The sequence below is a fragment of the Streptomyces flavidovirens DSM 40150 genome (genome assembly GCF_000429085.1).
In the GTDB taxonomy this organism is placed as follows: domain Bacteria; phylum Actinomycetota; class Actinomycetes; order Streptomycetales; family Streptomycetaceae; genus Streptomyces; species Streptomyces flavidovirens.
The window spans coordinates 399549-421513 of record NZ_AUBE01000001.1 but is presented as its reverse complement, the minus strand read 5'-3'; the positions used below and the strand labels follow the sequence as shown (position 1 = coordinate 421513).

The 21965-nt window shown below is 70.6% G+C and carries 26 protein-coding genes and 1 pseudogene; 14 read left to right on the top strand and 13 right to left on the bottom strand.

Going from position 1 to position 21965, the window contains the following annotated elements; all coding sequences use genetic code 11:
* The first annotated feature begins 174 nt into the window (after positions 1-174).
* Both G412_RS0102005 and G412_RS0102000 read left to right on the top strand, forming a co-directional pair.
* Positions 175-573, top strand: a complete 399-nt coding sequence (locus tag G412_RS0102005; protein WP_028810596.1) for an RNA-binding S4 domain-containing protein — start codon at positions 175-177, stop codon at positions 571-573.
* Between the two features lie 20 nt (positions 574-593).
* A complete protein-coding gene (locus G412_RS0102000; RefSeq protein WP_028810595.1) occupies positions 594-812 on the top strand; it encodes a hypothetical protein in 219 nt (72 codons plus the stop codon).
* Positions 813-926: 114 nt separating this feature from the next.
* Here the strand turns inward: G412_RS0102000 and G412_RS0101995 are convergent, their stop codons facing one another.
* From G412_RS0101995 to G412_RS0101985, 3 genes are all read right to left on the bottom strand, one after another.
* Positions 927-2897 carry an FUSC family protein gene (locus G412_RS0101995; RefSeq protein ID WP_037647284.1) on the bottom strand — a complete coding sequence of 657 codons (1971 nt, stop codon included), beginning with the start codon at positions 2895-2897 and terminating at the stop codon, positions 927-929.
* Positions 2898-3012: 115 nt separating this feature from the next.
* Positions 3013-3273, bottom strand: a complete 261-nt coding sequence (locus tag G412_RS0101990; protein ID WP_028810593.1) for a DUF2630 family protein — start codon at positions 3271-3273, stop codon at positions 3013-3015.
* A 113-nt stretch (positions 3274-3386) separates the two neighbouring features.
* Entirely contained in the window at positions 3387-4181 is a 795-nt protein-coding gene (locus tag G412_RS0101985; protein WP_028810592.1) for an alpha/beta fold hydrolase, read from the bottom strand.
* Positions 4182-4281: 100 nt separating this feature from the next.
* Between G412_RS0101985 and G412_RS0101980 the strand changes: the two genes are divergently transcribed.
* The 5 genes from G412_RS0101980 (at position 4282) to G412_RS0101960 (ending at position 8849) form a co-directional block, all read left to right on the top strand.
* A complete protein-coding gene (locus G412_RS0101980) occupies positions 4282-5658 on the top strand; it encodes an aminotransferase-like domain-containing protein (RefSeq protein WP_037647506.1) in 1377 nt (458 codons plus the stop codon).
* Positions 5659-5740: 82 nt separating this feature from the next.
* A complete protein-coding gene (locus G412_RS0101975; protein WP_028810590.1) occupies positions 5741-6193 on the top strand; it encodes a hypothetical protein in 453 nt (150 codons plus the stop codon).
* A gap of 90 nt (positions 6194-6283) precedes the next feature.
* The gene (locus tag G412_RS0101970) at positions 6284-7312 is read left to right on the top strand and encodes a daunorubicin resistance protein DrrA family ABC transporter ATP-binding protein (protein WP_028810589.1); all 1029 of its coding nucleotides are present in this window, start codon (positions 6284-6286) and stop codon (positions 7310-7312) included.
* A complete protein-coding gene (locus G412_RS0101965; protein WP_028810588.1) occupies positions 7309-8175 on the top strand; it encodes an ABC transporter permease in 867 nt (288 codons plus the stop codon). Before G412_RS0101970 ends, G412_RS0101965 begins: the two co-directional genes overlap by 4 nt.
* A 110-nt stretch (positions 8176-8285) precedes the next feature.
* On the top strand, positions 8286-8849 hold the full coding sequence (locus tag G412_RS0101960) for a tellurite resistance TerB family protein (protein ID WP_028810587.1): 564 nt from the start codon (positions 8286-8288) through the stop codon (positions 8847-8849).
* A 186-nt stretch (positions 8850-9035) separates the two neighbouring features.
* Here the strand turns inward: G412_RS0101960 and G412_RS0101955 are convergent, their stop codons facing one another.
* The 4 genes from G412_RS0101955 to G412_RS0101940 form a co-directional block, all read right to left on the bottom strand.
* Complete coding sequence (locus tag G412_RS0101955) at positions 9036-9692, bottom strand: DUF433 domain-containing protein (protein WP_028810586.1); 657 nt, start codon at positions 9690-9692, stop codon at positions 9036-9038.
* Positions 9693-9755: 63 nt separating this feature from the next.
* Positions 9756-10673 (bottom strand): hypothetical protein, encoded by a 918-nt coding sequence (locus G412_RS0101950; protein ID WP_028810585.1) that lies wholly within the window; start codon positions 10671-10673, stop codon positions 9756-9758.
* A 200-nt stretch (positions 10674-10873) separates the two neighbouring features.
* Complete coding sequence (locus G412_RS0101945) at positions 10874-11116, bottom strand: DUF397 domain-containing protein (protein ID WP_028810584.1); 243 nt, start codon at positions 11114-11116, stop codon at positions 10874-10876.
* A complete protein-coding gene (locus tag G412_RS0101940; protein WP_028810583.1) occupies positions 11113-11982 on the bottom strand; it encodes a helix-turn-helix domain-containing protein in 870 nt (289 codons plus the stop codon). The genes G412_RS0101945 and G412_RS0101940 overlap by 4 nt, the downstream gene beginning before the upstream one ends.
* Before the next feature lie 123 nt (positions 11983-12105).
* Between G412_RS0101940 and G412_RS0101935 the strand changes: the two genes are divergently transcribed.
* Positions 12106-12522, top strand: coding sequence for an ATP-binding protein (locus G412_RS0101935; protein ID WP_028810582.1), 417 nt, complete (start codon positions 12106-12108; stop codon positions 12520-12522).
* A gap of 164 nt (positions 12523-12686) precedes the next feature.
* Here the strand turns inward: G412_RS0101935 and G412_RS40690 are convergent.
* The 5 genes and pseudogenes from G412_RS40690 to G412_RS0101910 form a co-directional block, all read right to left on the bottom strand.
* Positions 12687-12967, bottom strand: a pseudogene (locus G412_RS40690) (methyltransferase); the annotation flags it as partial.
* 44 nt (positions 12968-13011) lie between these two features.
* The gene (locus tag G412_RS0101925; RefSeq protein WP_028810580.1) at positions 13012-13842 is read right to left on the bottom strand and encodes a helix-turn-helix domain-containing protein; all 831 of its coding nucleotides are present in this window, start codon (positions 13840-13842) and stop codon (positions 13012-13014) included.
* A gap of 82 nt (positions 13843-13924) precedes the next feature.
* A complete protein-coding gene (locus G412_RS0101920; RefSeq protein ID WP_028810579.1) occupies positions 13925-15163 on the bottom strand; it encodes a cation:proton antiporter in 1239 nt (412 codons plus the stop codon).
* Positions 15164-15166: 3 nt separating this feature from the next.
* Complete coding sequence (locus G412_RS0101915) at positions 15167-15637, bottom strand: cation:proton antiporter regulatory subunit (RefSeq protein ID WP_028810578.1); 471 nt, start codon at positions 15635-15637, stop codon at positions 15167-15169.
* Positions 15638-15919: 282 nt separating this feature from the next.
* Complete coding sequence (locus G412_RS0101910; RefSeq protein ID WP_028810577.1) at positions 15920-16105, bottom strand: hypothetical protein; 186 nt, start codon at positions 16103-16105, stop codon at positions 15920-15922.
* A gap of 730 nt (positions 16106-16835) precedes the next feature.
* Between G412_RS0101910 and G412_RS0101905 the strand changes: the two genes are divergently transcribed.
* Positions 16836-17414, top strand: coding sequence for a DM13 domain-containing protein (locus tag G412_RS0101905; protein ID WP_425274430.1), 579 nt, complete (start codon positions 16836-16838; stop codon positions 17412-17414).
* A gap of 22 nt (positions 17415-17436) precedes the next feature.
* Here G412_RS0101905 and G412_RS0101900 read toward each other — a convergent pair whose 3' ends face one another.
* Positions 17437-17886, bottom strand: coding sequence for an ATP-binding protein (locus G412_RS0101900; RefSeq protein ID WP_051338057.1), 450 nt, complete (start codon positions 17884-17886; stop codon positions 17437-17439).
* A gap of 308 nt (positions 17887-18194) precedes the next feature.
* Here G412_RS0101900 and G412_RS0101895 point away from each other — a divergent pair, with 308 nt between their 5' ends.
* The 5 genes from G412_RS0101895 (at position 18195) to G412_RS37075 (ending at position 21928) form a co-directional block, all read left to right on the top strand.
* Positions 18195-18578, top strand: a complete 384-nt coding sequence (locus G412_RS0101895) for a VOC family protein (RefSeq protein WP_425274429.1) — start codon at positions 18195-18197, stop codon at positions 18576-18578.
* A 142-nt stretch (positions 18579-18720) separates the two neighbouring features.
* Positions 18721-18966 carry an acyl carrier protein gene (locus G412_RS37615; RefSeq protein WP_279626751.1) on the top strand — a complete coding sequence of 82 codons (246 nt, stop codon included), beginning with the start codon at positions 18721-18723 and terminating at the stop codon, positions 18964-18966.
* Positions 18963-20216, top strand: a complete 1254-nt coding sequence (locus G412_RS0101885; RefSeq protein WP_028810573.1) for a beta-ketoacyl-[acyl-carrier-protein] synthase family protein — start codon at positions 18963-18965, stop codon at positions 20214-20216. The genes G412_RS37615 and G412_RS0101885 overlap by 4 nt, the downstream gene beginning before the upstream one ends.
* Before the next feature lie 30 nt (positions 20217-20246).
* On the top strand, positions 20247-21155 hold the full coding sequence (locus G412_RS0101880; RefSeq protein ID WP_028810572.1) for an alpha/beta fold hydrolase: 909 nt from the start codon (positions 20247-20249) through the stop codon (positions 21153-21155).
* Positions 21156-21274: 119 nt separating this feature from the next.
* Complete coding sequence (locus G412_RS37075) at positions 21275-21928, top strand: hypothetical protein (RefSeq protein ID WP_028810571.1); 654 nt, start codon at positions 21275-21277, stop codon at positions 21926-21928.
* The last annotated feature ends 37 nt before the right edge of the window (positions 21929-21965 follow it).

Below are 21965 nucleotides of genomic sequence, written 5' to 3'. Positions count from 1 at the left end.
GTGCCGGGCACCACGGGAATCCTCTGTCCCCGTTGTGCGGCACGGCATTTGGCGACAAGTCAGAGATGTGGGCCCGGAGTGGAGGAGCCCCCTCCGGGCGGGAGATGGTGCGCATAGTAGTGCGGTCGGCGGGGAAGCGGGCACGGAGCTGGTGGCGGTCGTACCCTCGGTGGCATGGCTTCGGACGACGTGAATACCGGGACCGTACGTATCGACGTCTGGATCTGGTCCGTACGGCTCACCAAGACCCGCGCCCAGGCGGCGGCGGCCTGCAAGGCGGGCCACGTCCGCGTCGGCGGCGAGCGGGTCAAGCCGGCGCACGCGCTGAAGGCGGGCGACGAGGTGCGGCTGTTCCACGCCGGGCGGGAGCGGGTCGTGGTCGTCTCGCGGATCATCCGCAAGCGGGTGGGCGCGCCGGTCGCGGCCGAGTGCTACGTCGACAACAGCCCGCCGCCTCCGCCGCGCGAGTTCGTCGCACCGGTCGCGGTGCGGGACCGGGGCGCGGGGCGGCCGACGAAGCGCGACCGGCGCGAGATGGAACGGCTTCAGGGGCCGAAGCCGGCGGCGGGCTGACGGCTGGCAGAGTGGGGCACATGTCGTCGACTTCTCCGCGCCGTCCGTGCCCGGTCTGTGGCCGTGAGGTCGCGGTGGTCGCGGGCCGCTTCGTACGCCACGATCCGCGCACGCGGGCTGCGGTGGCGGAACTGACGCTGTGCGCGGGCTCGAAGCGCCCCGCGCCGCCGGCTGCGGCACAGCGCACCCTGGACGGCTACGAACCACCACCCTTCCCCGGCCAGCTCCCCCTGTTCTGAGCGAACGCATGCACGACCCGCTGCGCGGAGCTTTCCCCACCCCGCCCCTTCCGCTGTGACACTCTGCGGCTCCGCCGCGTGGGGGGCAAGCCCCAGACCCCGAAGCCCCCGCCACTACCCCCGCGGCCGTGCCGGTGAAGCCACCGCTCTCGCTGCCGCTACCTCCTGGCGCAGCGGGGCCAGGACCGATTCGTCGTCGCGGGGGAGGTCCGTTCGTACCTCTACCAGGGTGTCGCTCGCCCGGAGCCCCGCCGCCAGCTCGCGCAGCTCCCGTGCCACCTCGGCCACTTCCGTCTCGTCCGGCGGCTGCGCCCCGTGGTTGATCCGGACCCGCGCCGCCGTCGTCGCGTCCACGATCCGCTCGGTCGCGACCACCAGCGGCCACCACGCCGCCGCCCGGCGCCCGGTCGGCGGGGGCTCCGTCAGCGCCCGCTGGAATTCGGAGCGTACGACCGACAGGTCCCGGTAGAGCCGGCGCCGCAGCCGCTGCCGCTGCCGTTCGCCCTGCGGGTCCGGCGGACCGAACGCGCACTCCACGTAGCCCGCCGTGTCCGCCACCGTGTCCGCCAGCCGCGCCCCCACCCGCGTGTTCCAGCTCTCCGGCCACAGCAGATACCCGGCCAGCAGCGCGATTGCGCACCCGATGAGGCTGTCGTACAGCCGCGGCAGGACCAGCCCGAACCCCTGGTGGTTCAGAATGTCCGACAGCAGCAGGATGACCGGCGTGATGGCCGCCGTCTGGAACGCGTACCCCTTCGCCGTAAACGCCGGGATGAGCGCCGCGAGCACCAGCATCACCGGTACGTCCCACCACCCCCGCTCCAGCTCCGCCAGAACCGCCGCCGCGACCACCAGCCCCAGCGCCGTCCCGAACGCCCGCTGCACGGCCCGCGAGAACACCGACCCGAAGTCCGGTTTCAGTACGAACACCACGGTCAGTGCCACCCAGTACGAGCGCGGCACGGCGATCAGCGAGACCAGCGCCTGCGCCAGCCCGATGCACAGGGCGAGCCGCAGCCCGTAGCGCCAGGACTCCTTGGACAGCAGCACGTTCCGGGTGGCGCGGCGCACCCGTGCGCCGAGCGCCGACGGACGGCCGAGCCGGTCGTCGAGGGTGCCGGCGTCGGGGTCCGCGCTGAGTACGACGGCGGCCGCGTGCCGCAGCGCGTGGTCGACGGCGCGCCCGGACTGCGACGTCGGCTCGGGCAGCCGCAGTTCCAGCTCGGAAACGCCGCCCGTGCGGCCCTGCGCGACCGCGTCGGCCAGCTCCCGTACGGCGGCCGGGATCTCGGGCGGCAGCGGCCGCCGCCGCAGATGCGCGGCGGGCGCCGACTCAAGGAGTGGCACGACGACGTTGAGCTGCGCGAGCAGCCGGACGAGCGGACTCCGCCGCCCGTGGTCGCGCGCCCGCCGGGCCAGGACGAGGTCGTACGCCGTGTTCAGGGCCTGGGTGACGGCCTGACGGCCCGCGTCGTACGTCTCGGTGTCCCGCCCCGCCGCCTCCAGCAGCCCGGCAGCCGCCCGGTACGTGTCCGCGACCGCGTCCCGCTCCGGCACCCCGCCCCGCAGCGGCCAGGCGATCAGCGTCAGTACGAGAACGAAAAGGCCGCCCAGGGTCAGCAGCAGGGGCGCCGTCCACCAGGGGTCCGGCATCGGCAGCCCGGCTCCGACGACCGCCTGGAGCAGGAGCAGCAGCCCGGACACGGACGCGACCGCGCCGATGGTCGAGATCATCCCGGACACGAGGGCGACCAACGTCAGGACTCCGACAGCGAGCCACCCGTGCCCGTACGCGAGCGTTCCCAGCGTGACGCCGATCGCGCCGAAGAGCTGCGGCACGGCGATGTTGAGCAGGCGCATCCGGTACGCGTCGGCGGTGTCGCCGATGACGCCGGAGAGCGCGCCCATCGAGACGAGCGCGCCGTACGTCGGCTCGTCGACGGCGAATCCGACGGCGAGCGGAGCGGACATCGCGATCCCGGCCCGCACGACGGCGGCCCACGGCACGGGCGCCGACTGGGGCCGCAGCCCCTGCGTCAGCCACTCGGGCGGCGTCAGCCGACCCCCTGCTCTCTGCTCAGCCATGCCCTTAACAGATCGAAACTGATCTCCTTATGCAAGTCTCCGCCCGATCCAAACTTCTCCACAGGCTGTGGACAAGGCGCTGGGACGCAAGGGTGCGGGTCTCAAACCGCGAAGCTCAGCTCTTGTAGTTCTCCACCTCGTCCGCCGGCCGCACCCGCGCCTCGCCCGGGTCCTCGCCGAACTCCGACTTCGCGCGCCGCTGGCGCAGCAGGTCCCAGCATTGGTCGAGCTGCACCTCCACGGCCTTCAGTCGGGCGCGCTCGGCGTCGTCGAGTCCCAGCTTCCGGGTGGAACGCTCGCGCAGTTCGCGCTCCTCACCGACCAGGCTGCTGATGTTGTCGAGAATCTTCTGGTTGGCGTCTCGCCTGTCTTCCATGTTCTCCATGGCGGACTCGCCTCCGTCGGATCGTTCGGGTCCACCCCTCACCCACCCCAGCACACCTCGCGCCGCTGTGCAGCTCAGCGACGCGACGATCAGCGGCGCGACGATCAGCGGTCCAGTCCCGCGAGGTGGGCGCGGAGCACGGCGTTGAAGGCCTCAGGACGTTCCAGGTTCGGCAAATGGGCCGCCGACTCGATGACGGCGAGCGTAGAGCCGGGGATCGCGGCATGCATCGCCTCCGCGTCCGCCACGGGCGTGTACGTGTCGTCGCGTCCCACGACGACCAGGGCGGGGACACTCACGCGGGTCAAAAGGTCGCGGTAGTCGGGCCGCTCGGCCCGCCCGCGCAGGGCGGCCGCCGCGCCCTCGGGGGAGGCGGCGGTCATCATGCGGTGGACGTGGTCCGCCGCCTCGGTGTTGTACGGGGCGACCATCGTGTCCAACACCTCGTCGGCGTACCCCTTCATGCCCTCGGCGAGGAGGCGGTCGGCGGCGGCGTTGCGCGACCGCTTCCCGTCCTCCGTCTCGGCGGCGGGGAAGGTGTCGGCGAGGACCAGGCCGGTGACGCGCCCGGGGAAGAGGCGGTAGTACTCCATCACGATCTGGCCGCCCATGGAGAGCCCGCCGAGTACGGCGCGCTCGACGCCGAGGTGGTCGAGGAGGGCCGCGATGTCCGCGGCGAAGGTGGAGAGCGGGGTGAGGCCCGCGACGACGTCGCTTTCGCCGTAACCGCGCAGGTCGGGGGCGATCACGCGGTGAGTGGGGGCGAAGGCGTCGATCTGGGGGGCCCACATGGTGCGGTCGAAGGGGTGGCCGTGGACGAGGACGAGAGGAGAGCCGGTGCCCTCATCGGTGTAGCCAACGGTGATGCCGCCGGCGGCTGCGAGCTGTGCGGTTGCCATGCCAAGGAGGCTAGGCGCGGTCAACTACGCGGTGCAATAGGCTCTTTGCTCTCGGTGCAATGTGCCGAATGGCAAGTGGGGGAACGGGAGAGTGGTGGCCGTGGCGCAGGACTTCCGACGGGTGGCCGATCAGGTGGCCGCCGAGATCGCAGCGGGCCGGCTGCGCCCCGGCGACCGGCTGCCCACGCAGCGCGCCTTCGCCCGCAGCCGCCGGATCGCGAATTCCACCGCGATCAGGGTGTACGGCGAACTGGTGCGGCGGGGCCTCGCGGTCGGCGAGGTGGGCCGCGGCACGTTCGTACGGGCCGCGCCGCCGTCACCCGGACACGCGCTCGCGGAGGAGCCGGCGGCAACGGGGAGCCCCGCCGGGCGCCCCATGGTCAACCTGGAGCTCAACTACCCCGTGGCGGACGGCCAGTCGCAGCTCATGGCGCAGTCGCTCGCCGGCCTCCTGCGCCCCGACGTACTCGAAGCGGCCACCCGCCCGGCCGCCGCCGACGGCACCCCGCAGGCGCGGGAAGCGGCGGCGTCCCTGCTGGCCAGAGGCGGCTGGCGGCCGGAAGCCGGGCAGTTGCTCTTCGCGGGCAACGGCCGGCAGGCCATCGCCGCGGCCATTGCCTCGTTCGTACGCCCGGGGGGTCGGCTCGGTGTCGATGCGCTGACGTATCCGCTGGTCAAGGCGGTCGCGGAGCGGCTCGGGGTGAGTCTGGTCGCGATCGCGGCGGACGGTGACGGGGCGGACGGTGACGGCCTGTGCCCCGAGGCGCTGTACGCCGCACACCGGAGCGCCCCGCTCAGCGCGGTGTACGTACAGCCGACCCTGCACAATCCGACATCGGTGACGATGAGCGAGGAGCGAAGGGCCGAACTGGCCGAAGCGTGCGCGCGCTTGGACATCGGCGTGGTCGAGGACGCCACCTGGGCCTTCCTCGCCGCCGAAGCCCCCGCTCCCCTGGCCGCCCACGCACCCGCCCGCACGGTCCTCGTCGACAGTCTCTCCAAACGCCTCGCCCCCGGCCTGACGACCGGCTTCCTGGTCGCACCCACCGATCGCACCGGCCTGCTGGCGGACGCCCTGCGCTCCGGCGCCTGGACCGCCGCCCGCTTCAACCTGGAGGCCGCCACCCGCTGGATCACGGACGGCACGGTGGCCACCGTCACCGCCGCCAAGCGCGCGGACACCGAGGCCCGCCACCGCCTCGTACAGCGCCACCTCGGCGGCTTCCGCATCCGCACGGACCCCCGCGCGTACTACTGCTGGTGGGAGCTGCCCGCGCCCTGGCGTACGGACACCTTCGTCGCGGCGGCCGCGGCACGCGGCATCGCGATCACCCCCGGCCAGGCCTTCGCCGTACCGCCGCACACCGCTGCGGACGCGGTGCGGATCGGCCTGGCGTCGCCGCCGCGCGAAATCCTGGCGTACGCGCTGGAAAAACTCGCGGAGCTGGCGGCACAGGGCCCGCCGGGCGGCCCGTAGATCCACTTGCCGACCACCTCCCACGGGTGTGACCTGGTAGCGAGGGCGGGGTGTGCGTGTGCGCTGCGGAAGGAGTGCTGCGATGGCTGGACATGCGGCGATCCCGGACCGGTCACGCAGGCCGGTCAGTCCGTCAGGCCAGGAATCAACCGAACCAACCGGAGCCGGAGCCGGCTCCGGCTCCGACTCCGGCGTACGACGCCACCGGGGCATCGTGCCGGTGGTGCTCGGCGCGGTGTACGGAATGTACGCGTCCTTCCTCGCCCGCGACGCCGGCCCGGTCACCGGCTGGAACGTCGGTTTCGGTGTGCTGTGCGCCGTGGTCGTGGCGGCCCTGTGCTTCCTCCTCGGACGCACCGAGGGCGCGCTGATCCCCCTGGTCCGCGCCGCCGCCTACGGAGCGCTTTTCGGCGTCGCGATCGGCTTTCTCCACAGCCTGGCCGGCAACAGCATCCTCGACTCCGTGATCGTCGGAGGGGCGACCGGGGCCGGGCTGGGGGCCGCGGCGTTCTATGTCTTCTACACGCGGGAGTGAGCCGTAGGACCAAAGGACGATTACTTCCGGGCTCCGGGGCGGTCAACACTGGGTAAGACGATCCGACGACCCCTCGGAGGGGCGGAAGACATGAGTGGACACCCCGGCCCGGAGCTCGCCATCGAGACGGCGGGCCTGGTCAAAGTATTCGGTGAGAACCGGGCCGTCGACGGCATAGACCTGGCCGTGCCGGCCGGCACCGTGTACGGCGTACTGGGGCCCAACGGCGCCGGCAAGACCACCGCCGTGAAGATGCTCGCGACGCTCCTGCGACCCGACGGCGGCGAGGCCCACGTCTTCGGCAAGGACGTGGTGCGGGAAGCCGACGCGGTACGCGGCAGAGTCAGCCTCACCGGCCAGTACGCGTCGGTCGACGAGGACCTGACGGGTACGGAGAACCTGGTGCTCCTGGGCCGCCTCCTCGGCCACTCCAAGCCCGCCGCACGCGACAGGTCGGCCCAGCTTCTGGAGGCTTTCGGACTCGCCGAGGCGTCCGACCGGCAGATCAAGAACTACTCGGGCGGCATGCGCCGCCGTATCGACATCGCGGCGAGCATCCTCAACACCCCCGACCTGCTGTTCCTCGACGAACCGACGACCGGCCTCGACCCGCGCAGCCGCAACCAGGTGTGGGACATCGTCCGGGCGGTCGTCGCCCAGGGCACGACGGTGCTGCTGACCACGCAGTACCTGGACGAGGCCGACCACCTGGCTTCCCGTATCGCCGTGATCGACCACGGCAAGGTCATCGCCGAGGGCACGAAGGGCGAGCTCAAGGCGTCGGTCGGCTCGGGCTCCGTACACCTGCGACTGCGCGATCCCGCGCAGCGCCCGCAGGCCGAGCAAGTCCTGCGCCGGGCGCTGAACGTCGCCGTACAGCTCGATCCGGACCCCGTCGCCCTGACGGCGACGGTCAACGGACACGCGAGCGACCTCGGCGCGGCGGAACAGGCGGCGCGGGCGCTGTCGGAGCTCGCCGCGTCGGGCATCACGGTCGACAACTTCGCCCTGGGGCAGCCCAGCCTGGACGAGGTCTTCCTGGCGCTGACCGACCGGAACACGAAGAGCGGCAAGACGAACGACTCGGTGGACGACTCGACGACAGGAGTGCGGGCATGAGCACCGTCGCGACCAAGGACAAGGGCCAGGGCCCCGACGAACTCACTTTCCAGGCTCCGAAGGCGGAGGAGCTCGCCGCGCTGCTCGTGAGCAAGGACCGCCCGCCGCGCCCGAGCGCGCTCTCCGCGTCCCTGACCTTCGGCTGGCGCGCCATGCTCAAGATCAAGCACGTGCCGGAGCAGCTCTTCGACGTCACGGCTTTCCCGATCATGATGGTGCTGATGTACGCGTACCTCTTCGGCGGGGCACTCGCCGGATCGGTCGGGGAGTACGTCCAGTTCCTGCTGCCCGGCATCCTCACCATGAGCATCGTGATGATCACCATGTACACGGGCGTCTCCGTCAACACCGACATCACCAAGGGCGTCTTCGACCGCTTCCGTACGCTGCCGATCTGGCGCCCGGCGCCGATGGTCGGCTACCTGCTCGGTGACGTGATCCGCTATCTGATCGCGTCCGCCGTGATGCTGGCGGTCGGCCTGATCATCGGCTACCGGCCGCAGGGCGGCGCACTGGGCGTCGCCGCGGGTGTGGCGCTGCTGATGGTCTTCTCGTTCGCGTTCTCGTGGATCTGGACGATGTTCGGCCTGCTGCTGCGCACCGAGAAGTCGGTGATGGGCGTCAGCATGATGGTGATCTTCCCGCTGACGTTCCTGAGCAACGTCTTCGTTGACCCGAGGACGATGCCGGGCTGGCTCCAGGCGTTCGTCAACAACAGCCCGGTGACCCATGTGGCGACGGCGGTGCGGGAACTGATGGCGGGCAACTGGCCGGCCGCCGACATCGGCTGGACGCTCGGCTGGTCGGCGGTGCTGCTGGTCGTGTTCGGCACGGTGACGATGCGTCTGTACAACCGTAAGTGACGGCCCTTCTTTACTCCACCTTTGCCATGTGGGAACCAGGTCGCTCCGGGGAACGTTCACCTCACAGATCGCGAAGGCAATCGACAGCCGTACAAGCCGAGGTGGCACCAATGGTGATGTGGGACCGGATCAAGGACCAGGCCAAGAGCTTCCAGCAGTCCCAGAGCACGCGGGGCACGGGCGGAGGGCACGGCCAGGGCGGGGCCCACGGATCGGGCTCGGCCTCCGGCGGGTCCAAGGCCCAGCTGATCGGGCTGTTCAAGACCCAGCTCGCGTCGGTCAAGACCGAGCTCAAGAGCGGCGCCTACCGGGACGCCAGCATGGCGATGTGCGCGCTGGTGGCGGCGGCCGACGGGCAGGTTGAGCCGGCGGAGCGACAGCGCGTGGAGGAGCTGATCGTCTCCAACGAGGTCCTGCAGAACTTCCCGGCGGACCAGCTCCGCCAGCGCTTCAACCAGCATGTGGACCGGCTCCTGGCCAACTTCGAACTGGGCAAGGCCGACGCGCTCCAGGTCATCGCCAAGGCCGCCAAGAAGCCCGCGGAGGCCCGCGCGGTCATCCAGACCGGCATCGTCGTCGCCGGTGCCGACGGTCACTTCGAGCCGTCCGAGCAGTACGCCATCCGCGAGGCCTGCGCCGCTCTCGGCGTGCCCCCCACGGAGTTCGGCATCTGAGCGGGTACCGACGGACGATCCGGGTGCGCGTCCTCGTAGCCGACGCGCCCCGGATCGGCCGACGTGCCTACGATGCCCCCACGGCGTCGAGCGGCTCCGGGCCTGCGGACAGCGATCACGGCCATGTGCGGTCGATACGGTCGGACCGCACGGCGTAGGCAGCGGGGCCGCCTCGGGCAACCGCACTCAGGCGGCAAGACGCACCACTGCCCGGCACAGAGCGTCCACCTGCTCCGGCTCCATCTCGTATTCGTACGCGATGTCCTCGACCGACTCCCCGGCCTCCCACAGGTCTGTCAGCGCCTTCACAGGTACCCGGTTCGCCTCGATCACGGGAAGCCCGTGTCCGAACCGCGGGTCGATGACAACAGGGACCGTGGCCGGGTACTGCCGCAACTGAAGGCTGAAGGGGAATTCGTCCCCCGCCTCCCACGACAGATAGCGCAGATACTCCGCGACGACCTCGTGGATGGGAGCCTGCCCGTCCCGAGCCCTTCGCAGGTCACCGAGTCCGTGCTCGACAAAGATGTCCACTCCGTCGGTCGCGATCCGCTTCGAGACCAGGCCGTAAGGGGTGTCGAAGGCTGCTCGTACTGCCTCGGCCGCTTCGTGGATCTCACTCATCCGCAGGCCAAGATCCCGCAACGACCGGAGCACGTACGCCTCGGCGACGGCGACGAACGGCACTGAAGGCTGCCCAGGGCCTGCTGGGTCGACCCGATGGACCAGTGGCGCGCCGGCCGCTCTGCCCCTCAGCCAGCTGTGCAGCGTCGACTGCGGAATCTGGAGGTACGAGGCCGTCTCCGCAGGTGTGAGGAGCCCATCCGTGAACCTGTCGATCACGACCGTCTCCTCTCCGCCGATCCCGTTGCTCAAATCCTTCCACATCGGCATGCACGGCGGGCCTCAGCTCGTACCCGTCGCTGGAACCGGGCCGCGGGGTGGGTACTTCGCGAGGTGGGTCTTCCAGGCCGCTTCCTGGCGGCAGTGGCCGCACTGCGTCTCGTCGCCCAGGGGGCGGAAGACGTGTTCGTGGCCCGGCCCCTCGCAGGTGATGAGTGGCCTCGGCACGCGGTCCGTCTGCGGGGGTCCCTCGGGCCTGCGGGGTACGAGGGCCCGCTCCTGCGGCATCTTCACCGTCAGCCGGTGCCGCAGGAACCCGACGGCGGACCGGACACCGTTGGGCGGCAGCGCGCTGGTCAGCGCGTAACGCAGGTCCGCCGGGCTGATGCCTCTGCGCAGCCAGTCGGCCGCGATCGTGGAGAGCGTACGGGCCTCGCTCTCGCCCAGGTGCAGTTCGCGGCGCGACTGCCGCAGGGACAGCAACACGCCCTCCGCGACAGCGCGTTCCTCGTCGGCTTCGGCTTCGGCTTCGACCTGGGTCACGGGGGGTGGGTGGGGAGTGTTCTCTTCCCTGTTGTTATCCCCTGAAGGGGAGTCACCGACTACCTGAGGCGCCGGGTCACCGACCGTCCGCATGTGCGTACTCGGTACGTCGCCGTCCCGGACGGCCGCCGCCTCCTCGGTGGTGAGGTGGACGTTGGTGAGGAGCTGGTCCGTCACCCACCGGCCGCGCTCGTTCTGGTGCCGCCACTCATGCAAGTACCCGCACGTGGTGAGGAGTTGCTTGACCTTCTGGTACGCCCGGCCCTTGATCCCGAGCCGCTCCGCGTGCGCGCTCAGCGGCTTCTCGTACGAGCCCTCGGGGAGCCCCTGTACGTACAGAAGCAGGATCTTCGCGTCGCTGTTCAGACGCGGGTGCTGCACGACGTCGTGCGAAGCCTTGGTGTAGCGCCGAATGGGCGCGATAGCATGCCGAAGCATCCTCGGGACTCCCTTTTAGTCCTCGAAGGTGAAGGTCCTCGGATTGGTGTTCGCAGCACCGCCGGGGACCGCCCCGCGTCCGGACGGACACGAAGCGTGATGATGCGGTCACCGTACAGCACCGCGCCCAACTCCCGCATATGCCCAGCGAAATGCCCCCACCGACAGGTGAGGGCACTCGGCTGCTGCGGTACGTGCGGTCAGGCGCGGGCGTACGAGACGAACGCGGCCCAGGAGTCGGGCGCGACCGCCAACTGCGGGCCGTCGGTGACCTTGGAGTCGCGGACGTGGATGGTGTCGGGGTGCGCAGCGATCTCTATGCACTGACCGCCCTCGCCATCGCTGTAGCTGGACTTCCGCCAGTCGTAGGCGACTTCGAGGCACTCGCCGCCCTCGCCGCCGCTGTAGCTGGACTTGAACCAGTGGAGCTCCGTGGTGTTCATCGTTCTCCCAGCATCTTCTCGATCAAGCCCAGTGAGTCCCCAGGCGTCAGGGCCTGCGCCCGGATGATCCCATAGCGAGAGGCGAAGGAGTGGACCTCTTCCAAGTCGGTGATCAGCCGGGGATGCCCGTAGCTTTCGGTGTACGCCACCTGTTGGCGCCCCTTGGGCGTCAGCAGGGTGAACGGACCTCCCACGCTTGGGTGTTCCTCTCGATCAGTCGGCATTACCTGTAGTTCCACGGTCCGCAGTTGCCCTATGCGCAGCAGGTGTTGGAGCTGGCCCCGATGAACAGCTTGTCCGCCGATGGGGCGTTGAAGTACGGCTTCCTCCATGATGAAGCTGAAGGTCGGGGAAGGCCACTGTTCAAAAATTTGCTGTCGCGCCAAGCGGTCAGTCACTCGCTTGCTGATGGTTTCTTCGCTCAGTAACGGCCGTCGTTGGGAGAAGATCGCCCTGGCGTAATGCTCTGTCTGTAGGAGCCCGAGTACGACCTGATTGCTGTAATCGAGCAGCTCAACCGCCTCCGCCTCCAGTTTCGCGTAGCTCCGGTACCAATCAGGGTGTCGCGTTCGCGCCTTTTTCTGCGCCTCCCGCACATCCGCCATCGCCGCCCGCAGCACCCCGCCCGCCTTCAGCGCGTCATCGGCCCGGTCCAGGAACTCCGGCTGCGGGGTCCGTACGCCCCGTTCCATCGCGGAGATGAGGTCGAGCCCGCAGTGGGTCGCCATGGCCAGTTCGCGCTGGCTCATGCCGAGGTTCTCGCGCAGCACCCGGATCTGTTTGCCGATCGCGCGGAACAAGTGCGCGGTGCCGTCCGCCTCCGAGGGCAGCTCGGGGCGTGGTTCCTGGTTCGCGGATTCCGTCATGCCGTACCGCTCTCTCGGTCACGGCCGACGTGCCGTACATCGTGCCGTGCGTACCCGTACAGTTACCCAGCGTCCAACGGTCATACCTGGCCAGGGTACGGCCGGGCAGCCACGCTCTGTCACATGAACGCCGAAATCGCTTCCGTCACCGCCGAGTTCGTCCAGCGCTTCAGCTCCACCCGTCGTGGGGCCCGGCTCGCGCGTGTTCTCGCCGTCCAGCAGCTCGACGCCTGGGGCGTGCCGTTCGGCACGCCGCCCTCCGACGCCGTCGCCCACGTCGTGGCGGAGCTGGCCGCGAACGCCGTGACGCACGGGCACGTACCCGGCCGGGACTTCGAGGTGCGTCTCCTGCTGCTGCGGGGAGGGCGGGTCCGTATCGAGGTGGCGGACACGCGGGGTGAGCGGTGGCCGCGTGCCCGCCCCGGTGGGGACGGCGAGGGCGGGCGCGGACTGCTCGTGGTGGAGGCGCTGGCGGACACGTGGGGTGTGACGGAACGTAACGTCGGCAAGGTCGTGTGGGCGGACCTCGCCGTCACATGAACCGGAGCCCGCGGCTCATCCCCGCCGGTCAGTCGGCCACGGCCTCGATGGGGAGAACGGTGCGGCCTCCGTGAGCGGGGTGACCGATGTGAGGGACAGGCCCGCGCGGTGGCACACGTCCTCGAAGTCCTTGCGGGTGCGCTCTCTGCCGCCCACGTTCATCCGTCCGTGACCGTGGTGAACCGGCCGAAGTCGAAGGCGCGCGGCAGCGCGGCGGCGGTCTCCGAGACGGCTTGGCTCATCGCCGCGTTGAACTGCGCGGACAGCTCGGGGTGCTGGGCGAGGTGACTGAAGAAATCCGTGCCGAAGAGCCCGCCGACCAGCTCCACCACCCTCAGCCGGACCGCTGCGCGCAGGGTCTGCGCGGCCATGCTCCCGAACGCGAGACGGACGATCAGGTCGCGGAGCCGGCCATGCCTGCTGCCCGGACATCGGTGTTCGCCACAGGTGCTTTCCTTCCTGCGTGTGGGTCTTCGGGGTGGGCACCGGCTAGCCGGCGGACGACGCATTCATACGGGCCAGGGCGCCCGGCGTGCACCCGGCGAGGGCCAGTACGTCGCGATGGAGATGGGGCTGGTCGGCGTATCCGCACGCCAGGGCGACGTCGCTGGCGCTCTCGCCCGCGCGGAGTGCTCGGGCGGCGTGGTCGAAGCGGACCAGCATGGCGGCACGCTTGGGGGTGAGGCCGGTCTGGGCACTGAACCTGGACCACAGCCGCTTTCGGCTCCAGCCACAGGACGCGGCGAGCTCACCGACCCGTATCCGGCCCCGACGGGCCACGATGGTGTCCCAGGCAGCGGTGACCTCGGGCGACATCGACGGTGCCCCCGCAGCCCGCTGCGTGAGGAACTCGTTCGTCAGTGCGAGGCGTTCCTGCCACGTCCTGGCGTCGGTCAACTGCTCGCGCAGGCGTCGCTCGTGCCGCCCCCACAGGTCGTCAAGGCCGGTGACAGACCCGTCCAGTTCGCGTGGGGAGACGCCCAGCAGCGCATAGGCGGCACGGGGTGACAAGCACACTTCGACGCACTCGACGCGCTCGCCGCGGATGCGGGCCGGGCCGGGCGACAACGAGGCAACGAGGCTCCTCATGGGCTGCTGCCCAGTGGCGCTCTCCACCGTGAGCGGGTCGCCCCCGAGCCCGATGACGACGATCACGGCGGGCTGGGGGAGCACCCGCATGTCCAGCCCGGCGGCGACGCGGTCACGGAATCCGGCCATCCGGACGCCGTCGAGGGACGGGCCGCCGAGCGGGCGGGCGACCTCCCAGCCGTTCTCGGCATCGCGATCCACGGGTGCGGCCCCCACTTCGTGTCTGCGCATGCCTCTACCGTCGCCGACTTCGGCGTCCCTGTCTTGGACGAAAGTTCCGCCGCCGAAGGCCCCTCCACCACGGACCGGGTCCCTACCCCCGCACCCCCGTCACAGAATCCCGCGTCTCGTCAGGGGCCGGTAGGCCGGACGCCCGTGTCACGGGCGTCCCGCCGGCCCCCCTCCCCCGCCGCAGGTGCGAAACCAGGGGCTCTGTCCACCGTGCGGCCAGCGGCCCCAGGATCACCAGGATCAGTACGTACGCCGCGGCGATGGGGCCGATCCGGGGCTCCGTCGCCACCGCCAGGCCCGCGATCACGACCGAGAACTCGCCACGGGCAACCAGCGCCCCGCCCGCCCGCAGCCGGCCGCGCCGACCGATGCCGGCCCGCCGCGCGGCGTACCAGCCGGTGGCGATCTTCGTGAACGCCGTCACGACCGCCAGCAGCAGCGCGGGCAGCAGCACCGGCGGAATGTCCGCCGGATCGGTCGACAGACCGAAGAAGACGAAGAAGACGGCCGCGAAGAGGTCCCGCAGCGGCGTCAGCAGCCTGCGCGCACCCTCCGCCACCTCCCCCGACAGTGCGATTCCGACGAGGAACGCCCCGACCGCCGCCGAGACCTGGAGTTGCTGCGCCACTCCGGCCACCAGCACCGTCAGCCCCAGCACGACCAGCAGCAGCAGCTCCGGGTCGTCCGACGACACCGCCCGGCTGATCAGGCGCCCGTGCCGCAGCACGACGTACAGGACGAGGCCGACCGTACCCAGCGCGATCAGCAGCGTCACACTGCCGCCCGCCAGGCCGACGCCCGCGAGCAGCGCCGTCAGCAGCGGCAGGTAGACCGCCATCGACAGGTCTTCCATCACCAGTACGCCGAGCACGGCCGGTGTCTCGCGGTTACCCAGGCGCCCGAGATCCGTGAGCACCTTGGCGATGACACCTGACGACGAAATCCAGGTGACACCGGCCAGCGCGACCGCCGCCACCGGCCCCCACCCCAGGATGAGCGCGGCGACCGCGCCGGGTGTCGCGTTGAGGACGAAGTCGACCGCTCCCGACGGATATTGCGTCCGCAGGCTGTTGACCAGCTCGGACGCGCTGTACTCCAGGCCCAGCAGGAGCAGCAGCAGGATGACGCCGATGTCGGCGCCGACAGCCACGAAGTCCTCGCTCGCGTCGAGCGGCAGCAGCCCTCCATGGCCGAACGCGAGCCCCGCCAGCAGATAGAGCGGAATGGGGGAGAGACCGACCCGGCCCGCCAGTCTGCCCACGAGGCCGAGGACGAGGATGAGCGCGCCGAGTTCGATCAGCAGCGCGGTGGTGTTGTGCACGGCTCAGCCCCCCGCGATGATCTCGACGAGCGCGTCGACGCCCTCACGGGTGCCGACGGCGACCAGCGTGTCCCCGATGGACAGGCGGAAGTCCGGTCCCGGGGAGGGTGTCGCGGCGGTCCGCCGGAGTACGGCCACGATGGAGGCGCCCGTACGCGAACGGGCCCGGGTTTCGCCGAGCGTCCGTCCGACGTACGGCGACTTGCTGGTCACGTGGATGTGCTCGGTGACGAGGTCGATCCCGTCCGTGCGTACGACGTCGATGGGCGCCGCGTCGATCAGGTGGGCGAGGGCCGTGGCCTCCTCGGACGACAGGGGTACGGAGAGCAGACAGGCGTCGGGGTCGTCGCGATCGTAGAAGCCGATGAAGCGCCGGCCGTCGTTGTGCACGACCACCGAGATGTGCTGGCCGCCTTCGGTGGTGAAGTCGTACTGCGTACCGACTCCCGGCAAGGTGGTCCGGCGCGTGCCCATGATCTGCCTCCCGGTCTCCCTCCCGGTCCCCCTGCCCGATCCGCTGCCCAGGGCTGCGGCACGTGCGGACTTCCGGGCACAGCGGCCGAAAGTGACAACTGGGCGACCGGCGACTTTGCCTTGCCATTACCCTACTCCGGACCTGTGCGGGGCTCCTGTTGGACGTACGCCCAGCTCAGCCGCACACGGCGAAGGCGGCGGCGTCCGCGTTCCGGGAGCGCCGCCGCCTCGTGTGCCGTGCTGTGCCGTGCTGTTAGAGGCCGAGCGATGAGTGGGAAGCCATCAGGGGCGGTGAGTGACCCTCGGGTCCTCTCCGCTCCCGTGGTCGGCGTCGCCGGCCTCACCGCCCGCGCCGGACTGCTGCGGCTCGTGCCGTCCGGGGGACGTGGCGGCAACGTGCGGTTCGGACGAGCGGGCGACTTCGGCGCGCACCATGGCGTTCAGGGCGGCGTACGGGTCGATGGGCATGATGAACGTCCTCACGGTCGGGGGTGGTTCGGCGCTTCACTGGAGCGGCGGCGACGGCGGCCCAGTCGGCCGGTCGGCCGCGCGCGGCCCCCTCAGCAGCGCAGAACCACGCACCGCCGCACCGCGAGCCGCGACGGCGGCGCATCGACCGGCCCCCCTGGCGGCCGGACAGGGCACAGGTGCCGCTGCCGTGTCCGTGTACGTGTCCGTGTACGCCGGTACGACGCTCCCGCCCCCGCCGCCCGGCCGTTCCCGCCGTTACGCACGTGCCGCCGCCGGGCGCCCCGAGTGCTGTGTCCGGCCCCGCGCACTTCACTGTCGGCGGCGTCCGACGGCTGCCCCTCGGCCCCGGAGCCGCTGCCACTTCCGCTACCGGTTCCGTTTCCGGTTCCGTTTCCGGAGGGAACTGTCTCGGCAGCCAGTGACACCGGCGGCCGGGCCTGCCCGGCCCCGCCCTCCCCCCGTACCACCGCGAGAACCGAGGTGAGCACCAGCACCAGCAGCACTACCAGCACCATCACCGCACGGCCACGCACCGCACGGCCACGCACCGCACCGCCGCGCGCCGCGCGCGGGACATGGCACATGGCAGACATGTGCCTCTCGTCCCACGGGCGGGCCGGTTCGTAGCCGTACGAGCGCCAAGTCCCCTCCTCCGGGCTAGTGCCGTAAGACTTTCGTCACGCACATGCCGAGGTCGGAGCCGTCTTCCGGGCGTTGAATGGGGGGCATGAGGCGCACACTCGGCAAGCCCGTGGTCATCGGAGTACTGCTCGTCGGCATGGTCGTGGCCGGCGTGGGCCTGTACTGGTTCCAGCCGTGGAAGCTGTGGGTGGACGACACGGTGCGGGACGAACTCCCCGTCGCGGCCCCCGCCACCACGGTGCCGGACGCCAAGCCCGACACCGAACCCGAGGCCCCCTCCACCCGTCCCTCCACCCCGCCCGCCCTCCGCACCCTGGCCGCCGGCACCCTGATCAGCCACGAGCACAGCACCACCGGCACGGCGAAGATCATCCGGCTCCCCGACGGCACCCGCACCCTCCGTCTGGAGAACCTCGACACCAGCAACGGCCCCGACCTGCGCGTCTGGCTCACCGACGCCCCGGTGAAGGAAGGCAAGGCGGGCTGGCACGTCTTCGACGACGGGAAGTACGTCAGCCTGGGCAAGCTCAAGGGCAACAAGGGCGACCAGAACTACGTGCTGCCCGCCGACCTGGACCTGAAGGGCCTGACGAGCGTCAGCATCTGGTGCGACCGCTTCGACGTGTCATTCGGCGCCGCCGAACTCGCCGCCACCCCGGCATGAGGGCCCGGCATGACCGCCCGTCTCAGCCCGGCAGCCACATGGCGAACGCCACGACACTGCCCCGCGCACCGTCCACCCCACCCGTGATCACCAGCCGGTCCGTGATGAGCCGCGTGAGCCACAGCCCCCGCCCGCAATGGCTGCCGGCCAGGCCCGGCGCCAGCTCCGGGATCACGGAGGAGGCGAAGCCGGGCCCCGAGTCGCTGATCGCGCATTCGAGCGCGCGCGGGGACCCGGCGCAACGGTGCAGCAGCAGCCGGCCGCCCCCGCCACCGTGCTCCACCGCGTTCGTCGCCACCGCGTCCGCCGCGAGGACGAAGTCGCCCCGCCGGGGCTCCGCCAGCCCCGCCCAGGCGGCGTACTCGTCGACCAGTACGCGCAGCCGGGGCATGTCCTCCCGGCTGAAATCGAGCTCCAGCAGCCGCTCCTGCGGCCCGCCCCCGTTACCGAGGTGCACCCCGTCCCTCACCATGCCCGGACCGCCTCCGTCAGTGTGGGGCGGATGTCTGCCCGTTCACGCATCGCTTCTGGGGGTCCCTTCTCGCCTCCGCAACCCTAGGGATAGCGGACGAAGTTGAGTACCCGTACGCGAAGTCGCGCAACGACACCCGAACGGAGCGCACCACGACCGGCGCGCTTCGCCGGGTCCCGAACAGGATGACAGGGGCGGGAGCCCGTCCTAGGATCGCCGCACGGCATCGCGTGTCGGTCACCGGCCGGGTGAGGCATGGAGGTGCCCGTGAGTTTGCCTTACGGAGGCATTCCACAGTGCCAGTGCAGTTGAATCACACCATCGTTCACGCGCGGGACAAGCGGGAGTCCGCCGAGTTCTTCACCCACATCATGGGCCTGGAGATCTCGGCCGAATGGGGCCCGTTCATCGCCGTCGAGCTGAGCAACGGCGTCACCCTCGACTTCGCCACCATCCCCGCGGAGTCGATCACCGTCCAGCACTACGCCTTTCTCGTCACGGAGGAAGAGTTCGACGGGATCTTCCAGCGCGTCCAGGACGCCGGAATCACGTACTACGCCGACCCGCACGGCAAGCAGCCGGGCGAGATCAACCGCAATGACGGCGGCCGCGGCATGTACTTCATGGACCCGTCGGGCCACGGCCTGGAAGCGATCACCCACCCGTACGGCAGCGGCGGCGAACAGCAGTAACGGCCGTACTCCGTGAACTCCTCCGGGTGCCGACGGAATTCCGTACGCGCGCGCTAACCCTCATCAGCACGGGCGAACGTTGTAAGGGGCCGTCCGAGTGGGCGCGTATAAAGGTTGCCGGACGAACTCGGAGGAGCGACGAGTGGCCAGTGCGACAGATGCCGTCAGCACACTGATGGTGCAGAAATTCGGAGTAGAACCAGCGGCTGTCCGTCCCGAGATCCCACTCTACGAATTGCGCATGGATTCACTCGCCCTGGAAGAATTCCGCATCCTCATCGAGGAGCAGCTCGAAATCGACCTTGAGGACGCCGCGCTGACCTCCCGGAACACCGTGGGTGAGCTGGTCGAAGTCGTAGAACTCGTACACAGCAGGACACTCCGATGAGCAGGCCGGTGAATCCGCCCTTCACGGCGGCGGTGACAGGACTCGGCCTGGTCACCGCGGCGGGGGCCGGGACCGACAACGTGTGGCGAAACGTCACGCGAGGTGTGGTTGCGGCCTCCTCCGTGGGCCCGCGCGAGGAACTCCGGGACCTTCCCTGCGACTTCATGTACGCCATCGGACCGGACCTCCTCGACACCACGCGACTCCTCGGCGTGGCGACCCAGCGGCTGATGGACCGGTTCGCGCAGCTCGCCGTACTGGCCGCGCGCGAAGCCGTCGCGGACGCCGGCCTCGATCCCTCGGTCTGGGACAGCGGCCGGGTCGCGGTCGTCATCGGGTCCGCCCATGGAGGCCTCCCCTTTTACGACGAGCAGCACACCGCGCTGACCACCAAGGGCCCGCGCCGGGTCTCCCCCAAACTCGCCCCGCTGACCGTCGTCAACAGCGCGGCCAGCAGCGTCTGCATGGACCTCGGCGTCCGTGGGCCGAGCATGGCGGTCTCCACCGCCTGTTCCTCGGGGACCGTGGCGATCGGAACCGCGCACCAGATGCTGCGTACCGGCGCCTGCGACATCGCCATCGCCGGCGGCGCAGAGTCGGTCTGCTCACGCTTGCTGATCGCCAGCGCCTGCCAGATGAAGGCGGTGTCCACCCGCCGCGACGATCCCGCCGCGGCCTGCCGCCCGTTCGACGCGGACCGTGACGGGTTCGTCGTCGGTGAGGGCTCCGGGCTCCTCGTCATGGAACGCCCCGAGCACGCCACGGCGCGCGGCGCCCGGATCCGGGCCGGCATCGCCGGATACGGCGCGACCAGCGACTCGTACTCGGCCGTCGCCCCCGACCCCGACGGCAAGGGCATCGAAAACGCGCTGCGCACCGCGCTGACGGACGCGGGCGTCACCCCGTCGGACATCGGCCACGTCAACGCGCACGGCACGTCGACGGTGTTCAACGACCTCATCGAGGCGACCATGCTGCACCGGCTGCTGGGCGCGGACCCGCTGGTCACCTCGACCAAGGCCATGACCGGCCACACCCTGGGAGCCGCCGGGGGTATCGAGACCGCCCTGACCGTGCTCGCGCTGGAGCACCAGCTCGTACCGCCGACAGCCAACCTGGAGTCGCTCGACCCGCGCGTCCCCGTCGAGGTGGTCGCCAAGGCGAGCCGTCCCGCGACGTTCGACTGCGCGGTCAAGACATCGCTCGGCTTCGGCGGCCACAACGCCGCGCTGGTCCTCACCCGCGGCTAGTCGGGAAGGAGAAAGGGAAGGAGAAGGAGCATGCCCGAGGAAACCGTCCGCTCGCTGTCGGTGAACGGGGTGCGCTACTCCTACCGCCTGCTGGAGCGGACCGGCCCCGTCACCGGCCCGGTCACCGAACCCGTCGTCGTCCTCGGCGGCGCCCTGCAGGGGATGCTCGGCTGGCCCCAGATGGAGGGGCGGCTGGGCCCGGTGGCGAACGTCGTGACCGCCGACCTGCCGGGCATGGGCACTGCGGCACCGCTGCCGCCCGGACCGAGCGCGGACCTTCTGTGCGCCGCCGTCACCCGGATCATCGACGATCTCGGCGTACCCCGCGTCAACCTCTTCGGTTTCTCCTACGGCGCCGCACCCGCCTTCCGGTGTGCGCAGCGCGATCCGGGGCGCATCGCCCGGCTCCTCCTCGGCGGGGTCCCGGCGCACATCACGGACGCCCAGCGGGCCCACTGGCGGCGGGCCACGGACCGGCTCGCCGCCGGGGACAGGGACGGGTTCGCCACCCTGGTGACGGAAGCGCTGATGTGTCTCGACCCGGAGCGTTACGTCGCCCGCAGGGACCTCGCGTACCGGTACGTCAAGCGGTCCATGCTCCACGCCGTCACGCACTCCCCGCACGCCGCGGATTCCGTGTACCGCTCCCTCGGCGACCGGCCGGACTTCTCGGGTGGCCTGTCCGGCGTACCGGCGCTGGTGTTCACCGGGGAACACGACACGGTGACATCGGCAGAACGTCAGCGGGCCTTCGCCGCCACGATCCGGGGGAGCCGGTTCACCACCATCCGGGACGCCGATCACTGGGTCGTACTCGAAAAGGCCGAAGAGGTCGCGGACTTGGCGCTGCGCTTCTTCACCGACCGTCCGCTGGAGCCCGGCGGCTACCTGGCGTCGGTTCCGCAGCAGGAGCGCGTGTCCGGTCGCAGTAAGGCCTGAGCAGCTCCCGTCCGACGGCTTCTCCTTACGCAGAGTGCGCGAAAAGTTGCGGAGCGTTGTCACCGGTTGCACGGTGGCGTTGTCCCCACTCTCCAACGACCTCACGTAAGGACACTCGCATGCGCATTTCCCGAACCGCTGGCCTCGTTGTCTCCTGCGCGGTGTGCGGGGCGCTGGCGTTCGGCTCGGCCGGGGCCGCAGCGGCGGCCCCGATACCGGCTCCGCCCACCTCGAACGGCTCCGTCGTCGCAGAACCGCTTCCCAACGCCGAGAAGCTCGCCGCCCCGGTGAAGCTGCTCGGTCAGATGGCCGGTGTGCTGGTTCCCACTACCAACATGCTCAATGCCGTCATCGCGGCCGGAAAGCTGTCGCCGGAAGAGGCCGCCAAGCACGCGAAGGCGATGGAGGAGGCCCTGAAGGCCTTCCCGAAGGCATCCCCGTCCCCGGCAACTCCGCTCTCCCCGCCGGAACACGCGGCCCCTGTCTTCCCCGACACCCCGGCCGGTGGGGGGTCGGCACCCGGCATGCCCGGTCCGTGGTCCGACGCTTCCGCGGCCGACCCGGCCATTGACCTCCAGGTGAAGGCGGTCGCCGACCTGCGGGTCAGTGTCGACGTATTGCTCAAGGCTGCGGCGAAGGGTGACGCGAAGGCCGTGACACCGGCCGTCGAGGCCACGATCAAGGCCACCAGCAACCTGGTCGGTGTCATCGTCATGGGCGGCGGCCTCCCGAAGCCCGACCTCGCGGGGATGCCCGCGCAGCCCAAGGGCTGACGGTTCGACCGAGTGCCCGGTTCTTCCCCGTGGGAAG